General features: G+C 34.5%; 6 protein-coding genes. 1 reads left to right on the top strand and 5 read right to left on the bottom strand.

All coding sequences use genetic code 11. From position 1 onward, the window contains the following. The 3 genes from CVU84_07630 to pcrA form a co-directional block, all read right to left on the bottom strand. Positions 1 to 1322, bottom strand: a 1322-nt coding sequence (locus CVU84_07630; GenBank protein PKM95182.1) for a 23S rRNA (uracil(1939)-C(5))-methyltransferase RlmD, incomplete at its 3' end; no start/stop codon positions are given. Between the two features lie 78 nt (positions 1323 to 1400). Beyond that, the gene (locus CVU84_07625; GenBank protein ID PKM95181.1) at positions 1401 to 1682 is read right to left on the bottom strand and encodes a DUF4366 domain-containing protein; all 282 of its coding nucleotides are present in this window, start codon (positions 1680 to 1682) and stop codon (positions 1401 to 1403) included. Between the two features lie 84 nt (positions 1683 to 1766). After that, positions 1767 to 3989: a DNA helicase PcrA gene (pcrA, locus tag CVU84_07620; protein ID PKM95180.1), complete on the bottom strand. Its 2223-nt coding sequence runs from the start codon at positions 3987 to 3989 to the stop codon at positions 1767 to 1769. 287 nt (positions 3990 to 4276) lie between these two features. Here pcrA and CVU84_07615 point away from each other — a divergent pair, with 287 nt between their 5' ends. Next, positions 4277 to 4840: a hypothetical protein gene (locus tag CVU84_07615; GenBank protein ID PKM95190.1), complete on the top strand. Its 564-nt coding sequence runs from the start codon at positions 4277 to 4279 to the stop codon at positions 4838 to 4840. A gap of 29 nt (positions 4841 to 4869) precedes the next feature. Here CVU84_07615 and CVU84_07610 read toward each other — a convergent pair whose 3' ends face one another. Both CVU84_07610 and CVU84_07605 read right to left on the bottom strand, forming a co-directional pair. Further along, positions 4870 to 5031, bottom strand: coding sequence for a rubredoxin (locus CVU84_07610; protein ID PKM95179.1), 162 nt, complete (start codon positions 5029 to 5031; stop codon positions 4870 to 4872). Positions 5032 to 5083: 52 nt separating this feature from the next. Then, entirely contained in the window at positions 5084 to 6268 is a 1185-nt protein-coding gene (locus CVU84_07605; protein PKM95189.1) for an MBL fold hydrolase, read from the bottom strand. Positions 6269 to 6361 lie beyond the last annotated feature (93 nt).

The raw sequence follows: 6361 nt of genomic DNA, 5'->3' as shown, positions 1-6361 counted from the left end.
TGCACCGTATGAGGAAACATATCCACACACTTCACCTTAACCAATTCATACCCACTCGCCAAAAATACCTCCAAGTCTCTCACAAGACTCGTCGGCTTACAAGACACATAAACCAATTGCTCAACTCCATAATCTATAATCTTCCTAATCGCCTTTGGATGAATTCCATCTCTTGGCGGATCTAGCACAATAATATCTGGCTTGTCCACCAAAGTATCTAATACCTTCAACACATCCCCAGCAATGAACTCGCAATTTTCAAGTCCATTCAATGTCGCATTCTCCCTAGCAGCTTCCACAGCCTCTTCCACAATCTCAACACCTACTGCTTTCTTTGCAACTGGCGCTAACATTTGTGTAATCGTACCTGTCCCACAATAAAGGTCAAAAACAACCTTATTTCTTGTTTCACCAACATACTCTCTCACAACCGAATACAATTTCTCCGCACCTAATGTATTCGTCTGAAAGAAAGAAAACGGTGAAATTTTAAATCTCATTCCCAACAACTCTTCATAAAAATACTCTCTACCATCTAATACCCTAAGCTCTGTTACTTTAACTGCATCAGCTATATCATCGTTTATCGTATTGAGCACCCCAACAATCGTTCCAGATAGCTCGAGTCCCTTTAAGGTTTCTAGCCATACACCAAGATCATAACTACCTTGAGAAGTAGTAACTAGATTAACAAGAATTTCTTCCGTCTTCTCCCCTTGTCTAACGACCAAATGCCTTAAATATCCAACATGATCCTTTTTAGAAAAAAAGCTAAGCTCATGCTTTTGAAATAGATCAATTGTAGCCTTAAGTATTTTATTAAAATCTTGATGAACCAACTTACAATCTGTAGTATCAACAATATCATACATACTTGCTCTTTTATGTAAGCCTAATGCCAATGGTCCATTCTTATAAGCATCCCCAAAGGAATACTCCATCTTATTTCTATATTGAAATATTTGTGGGCTCTCTACAATACCCTCAAACAGATATGAAATCTTAAGCGAATCCAGTAGCTCTACCACCTGTCTTTTCTTTAAACTCAACTGTTTCTGATATGGTATTGACTGATAAAGACATCCACCGCAGCCTTCTGCAGATCTACAAACTGGATCAACCTCATCTGGTGATTTATCAACAAGCTCAAGTACAACACCCGTTAGCTTACCTTTTCTCTTCTTTGTAACAACACCCTTTACCTTCTGTCCTTCTATCACATTCGTAACATGAACCTTTTCACCATCATCTATTTTAACAATTCCCTTATTCGGAAACTCAACCTTCTCAACAATACCTTCAAACCAATCTTTTTTCTTCATTGTTTACCTTACCTTTTCAATGGAGTTTAACTTTTTTAATATTAAAAGGGTTGGTATTTAACCAACCCCTCTTATTATTTATTCTTGAATATCTGCTTCATCTTCGTCTTCATCATATTCTTCATCATAATCGATGTCGTCGTAATCATCATCGTCATAATCATCGTAATCATCTATCGGAGCAAAAAAGAACTTATAAACAGCAAATCCTGCAGCTGCAAGTCCTACTATAATCAATCCTACGATCAGCCATGTATAATTTTTCTTTTTCTCGATGATTTGTTTCTTATGAAATTTATCTAATATGTCTTCGAGTTGTTTTGCTGTTACATGCTTTACATTCTTAAATTTATCACACATTTTTATCTCACGTCCCTTCTTGTATTGAATAGATGTTTTTATTATACCATTATTTTATGCCTTTGAACAGATTTTATGCAAATTTTATTGTGATTTTTTTAGGGCTGCTAGTCCAGCAAAGAGTTTCTTAACCCCAACACTCGGAAAATCAACCGTTACTTGATAGTCTTTTCCACCATGTTCAATATTCATAACCTTCCCCATGCCAAATTGTTTATGCAAAACCAAATCGCCAATTCCATAATCTATCGTGGCTGATTCGTGAATTGGTAGTGCCATCTTGGCAGGTTTACTAATCTGATAAGGCTGATTTGTGAAGAACGAGTTGTTTTTTCTAGCATAGCTAAAAGGCGCGTTGTTCACTGCTTTACTAGTAACCATCTCTTCCTTCTCAATAATGTCCATCGGTATTTCTCTTATAAATCTTGAAGCTGGATTCGCCATAGTTTGGCCATTGATCATTCTGGAACTAGCACAGGTAATCCACAATTTTTTTTCAGCCCTAGTAATACCTACATAACATAATCGTCTTTCTTCTTCTAGATCCTCATCACTTCCTGAAGAAATGGTCATAAAGCTTGGGAATAGGCCTTCCTCAAGACCTGTTAAAAATACGTAAGGAAACTCTAAACCTTTTGCACTATGAAGAGTCATCAGAACAACAAAATCATTATTTTCATCATATTGATCTATATCAGCAATTAATGAAACCTCTTCTAAAAACCCATTAAGACTTGGCTCTTCTTCATTTGTCTCGTAATCAGTGAGCTTAGATACCAACTCATTGATATTACTTAAGCGGTCTTTAGCTTCATCTGTATCTTCTAAAGTCAATTCCTTCCTATAGGATGTTTTTTCAAGCACTTCATGAAGTAACTCAACTAAACTAATTGTCTCTAATTGATTCCTAAAGGATACCATCATTTGAAAAAAATCAGTTATCTTTTTCTCAGCTCTGGATAAATCAGGAATGAAACTTACCTCTGATAAAGCCTTAAAAAAGCTCATATCATTTTTCATTGCATACTGATGAAGTTTATCTATTGTTGTATCTCCAATGCCACGACGTGGCACATTTATGATTCTCTTAACCGCTAGATTATCTGTACCATTCGCAATAACCTTAAGATATGCTAGGACATCCTTAATTTCTTTTCTTTGATAGAAGGACGTTCCTCCTACAATCTTATAAGGGATATTGAAACGTACTAGACTTTCTTCTAAAATACGGGATTGGGCATTCGTTCTATATAAAAGTGCATAATCCTTATAACTCTTATCCGCTTCTACACCTTTCATAATATGCTCTGCCACATATAACGCTTCTTCTTTTTCTGATGGTAATCTTTTAAAAGCGATCTTTTCACCATCTTCTTTTTCGGTCCACAGTTTTTTGGATTTTCTTCCGACATTGTTGCGAATAACCTGGTTAGCAGCCTCTAATATATTTCCAGTTGAACGATAATTTTGCTCTAGCTTAATTACCTTCGCTTTAGGATATGTCTTTTCAAAATCTAATATATTGGAAATATCTGCACCTCTGAATTTATAGATTGATTGATCATCATCTCCAACCACACATAAATTGTGATGCTCTTTAGCAAGCAGATTAATTAATTCAAATTGGACACCATTTGTATCTTGATATTCATCAACCATAATGTATTTAAATTGATTCTGGTAAGCTTTAAGAACCTCTGGATGCTCTACAAATAATTCCACTGTCTTCACTAACAAATCTCCAAAGTCTAAAGCATTGCATTTTTTTAATTTTTCTTGATAAAGAGAATAAACCTTAGCATAAATCTCTTTTCTAAAATCTCCCTTAGTAGTCATGGTATATAAATGGGGAGGTATTAAGTCATTTTTAGCACTATTAATCGCAGATAAAAGCGCTGATTCTTTATATTGTTTAGGATCAATATTAAGCTGTTTCATGCATTCTCGAACAATTTTCTTAGAATCATCTGTATCGTATATAGTGAAATAACGATCATAACCCATTTTATCACAATATTTTCTTAGAATTCTGACACAGGAGGAATGAAAGGTAGAAACCCAAACTTGTTGTCCTCCCTCTCCAATTAAGCTATCTACTCTTTCTCGCATTTCCTTTGCAGCCTTATTGGTAAAGGTGATTGCCATAATATTCCATGGATCGACATGCTTTTCTTCAATTAAATATGCTATTCTGTGTGTTAAAACTCTGGTTTTTCCCGAACCAGCCCCTGCTAGTATCAATAATGGGCCTTCTGCGCTAAGTACTGCGTCCTTTTGCATAGGATTTAATAAATCATACTTACTCATTGGGTCCTCCTCTTGTTATATGTAATATTTACTCTTTATAATACCATAAAAACATATGTTCTTCCACTCAAATCTTCATAGATGTCAAAAAATTATTGTTGTAAATCATATGACTCTTGTAATCTAGTTTTGAATACTATATAATATGTTTGTTGATATATGTCAGATTAACTAAGGCGGTGTTCATTATAAAAAAAGAATACGTAAAACTAATAGAAGATTTATTACAAGATTTTAAGGTTAATAATTATTTAGATGCCTCTCATATTCCAAAAATTGATTTATATATGGACCAAGTAACTACCTTCATGGATGAGCACTTAGATTTGTTTAAGCGCAATGATGAAGACAAAACACTTACTAAAACAATGATCAATAACTATAGCAAATTTCATCTTTTGCCACCGACAGCTAAGAAAAAATATTCTCGTGATCATATGCTTATGTTATTGTTTATCTTTTACTTAAAGCCTACTCTGTCGATTCCTGATATAGGGGCAATCCTAATGCCACTACAAAAAATATTGTCAAAGGATTCTACAGATCTTTCTCTTGAAGACTTCTACAATACACTTGCGAAAGCTCAATTTGATCACTTCGATGTATTTTCTGAGCAGATCCAAGAAACTGTTAAAATATCGCAATCGCTTTTTTCGGATAGTACTACAAAGAATAGTGAAGGATTATCGCTCATTGCAACAATTTACATGCTTTCCTTACAAGCGTCTCTTCAGAAAAACCTAGTAGCCCATCTGATTGATAATTATTTAAAACCTATAGAAGTAACTAAAGAAAAAGAGCCTAAAAAAGCTGAAAAAAAAGAAAAACCAAAAAAACCTCATAACATATAAAACCACCCCTAGAGGTGGTTTTCATTTTATTATTCTACTTTTTCAAAATCTTCCTTTGTTACACCACACAGTGGGCAAACCCAATCTTCAGGAATATCTTCAAAGCTCGTTCCTGGAGCTACACCGCTATCTGGGTCTCCTTCTACTGGATCATAAACATACCCGCATACTGTACATACATATTTGTCCATTTTAAATTTCCTCCTCTTTATCTTTTTTATTTAGAAATCGGAATCAAAACTTCTAGCGTCCTACCAGAGCTTTTCCGAACTCTCTACATTTTTCTAATGCTTCTTCATCTGGATTCCAAAGCGCTTTTATCCCTTCATTTACGACCTCAAAGCCTGCCTTTTCTAGCTCATGGTTAATAACTTCAACCGATTCACCACTCCAACCATACGTACCAAATGCTGCACCTTTCTTATTCTTAAACTCAAGACCTTTTATAATTTCAAATAGTAAAGGTAGTGATGATGCAATGCCTTTGTTAATCGTTGGTGACCCAAAAAGCACCATTTTAGACTTAAAAATATCAGTGATTATATCGTTCTTATCCTGTTTACCGGAATGATGAAGCTTGATCTCAACATCTTGATCCATGGACTTAATACCCTCTGCTATGGTTTCCGCCATTCGACGAGTACCTTTCCACATAGTGTCATATATAATGGTTATTTGATTTTCTTGATAATCCTTCGCCCATTCCATATACTTAGTCACTATTTGCAACGGATTATCTCTCCATATTATACCATGACTTGGACAGATCATGTCAACAGGAAGATTAAATCCAACCACTTCTTCTATTTTCTTTACAACAAATTTGCTAAACGGCGTTAAAATATTTGCGTAGTACTTAATTGCTTCATTGTAAAGCTCTGCCTGATCCACTTTATCATTATACATCATCTCAGAAGCATAATGTTGACCAAAAGCATCATTGCTAAATAAAATATTTTCACCTGTCAAATATACAAACATCGAATCCGGCCAGTGAAGCATTTTAGCTTCAACAAATACCAGCTTATTTTTCCCAAGATCTAATGTATCTCCAGTTTTAACCTCAACAAAATTCCAATCCTGATGATAATGTCCCTTCAAACTCCTAACACCATTTTTCGTACAATATATAGGTGTATTTGGTATTTCTCTAAGCAATTCTACGATTGCCCCACTATGATCACTTTCAGCATGATTTAAAACAATATAATCAATCGTATTAAGATCTACTTCCTTCTTTAAATTTGTAATAAATTCCTTTGAATAAGGTTCCCAGACCGTATCAATCAATACAGTCTTCTCATCCTTAATTAAATAAGAATTATAAGAAGTCCCTTTATGTGTTGAATATTCCTCTCCATGAAACGTTTCTAAGTCCCAATCAATCTTACCTACCCAAGTTACCATATCTGTTATTTTAAAACCCATAATATTACCTCCAATTAAATCTATTTCATCATAGAACCATTCCTTCATGAATTGTTCTCAAGTTATTATCACTATACCATGACATGTCAAACA

The sequence above is a fragment of the Firmicutes bacterium HGW-Firmicutes-1 genome (assembly GCA_002841625.1).
In the GTDB taxonomy this organism is placed as follows: Bacteria; Bacillota; Clostridia; order Lachnospirales; family Vallitaleaceae; genus HGW-1.
The sequence above is the reverse complement of the archived record's forward strand: the minus strand, read 5'-3'. Positions and strand labels throughout refer to the sequence as shown.

Excerpts from the sequence above, each read along its gene's own strand:
- CVU84_07625 (PKM95181.1), bottom strand. The coding sequence starts at position 1,682 with ATGTGTGATAAATTTAAGAATGTAAAGCATGTAACAGCAAAACAACTC.
- pcrA (PKM95180.1), bottom strand. The coding sequence starts at position 3,989 with ATGAGTAAGTATGATTTATTAAATCCTATGCAAAAGGACGCAGTACTT.
- CVU84_07615 (PKM95190.1), top strand. The coding sequence starts at position 4,277 with ATGGACCAAGTAACTACCTTCATGGATGAGCACTTAGATTTGTTTAAG.
- CVU84_07610 (PKM95179.1), bottom strand. The coding sequence starts at position 5,031 with ATGGACAAATATGTATGTACAGTATGCGGGTATGTTTATGATCCAGTA.
- CVU84_07605 (PKM95189.1), bottom strand. The coding sequence starts at position 6,268 with ATGGGTTTTAAAATAACAGATATGGTAACTTGGGTAGGTAAGATTGAT.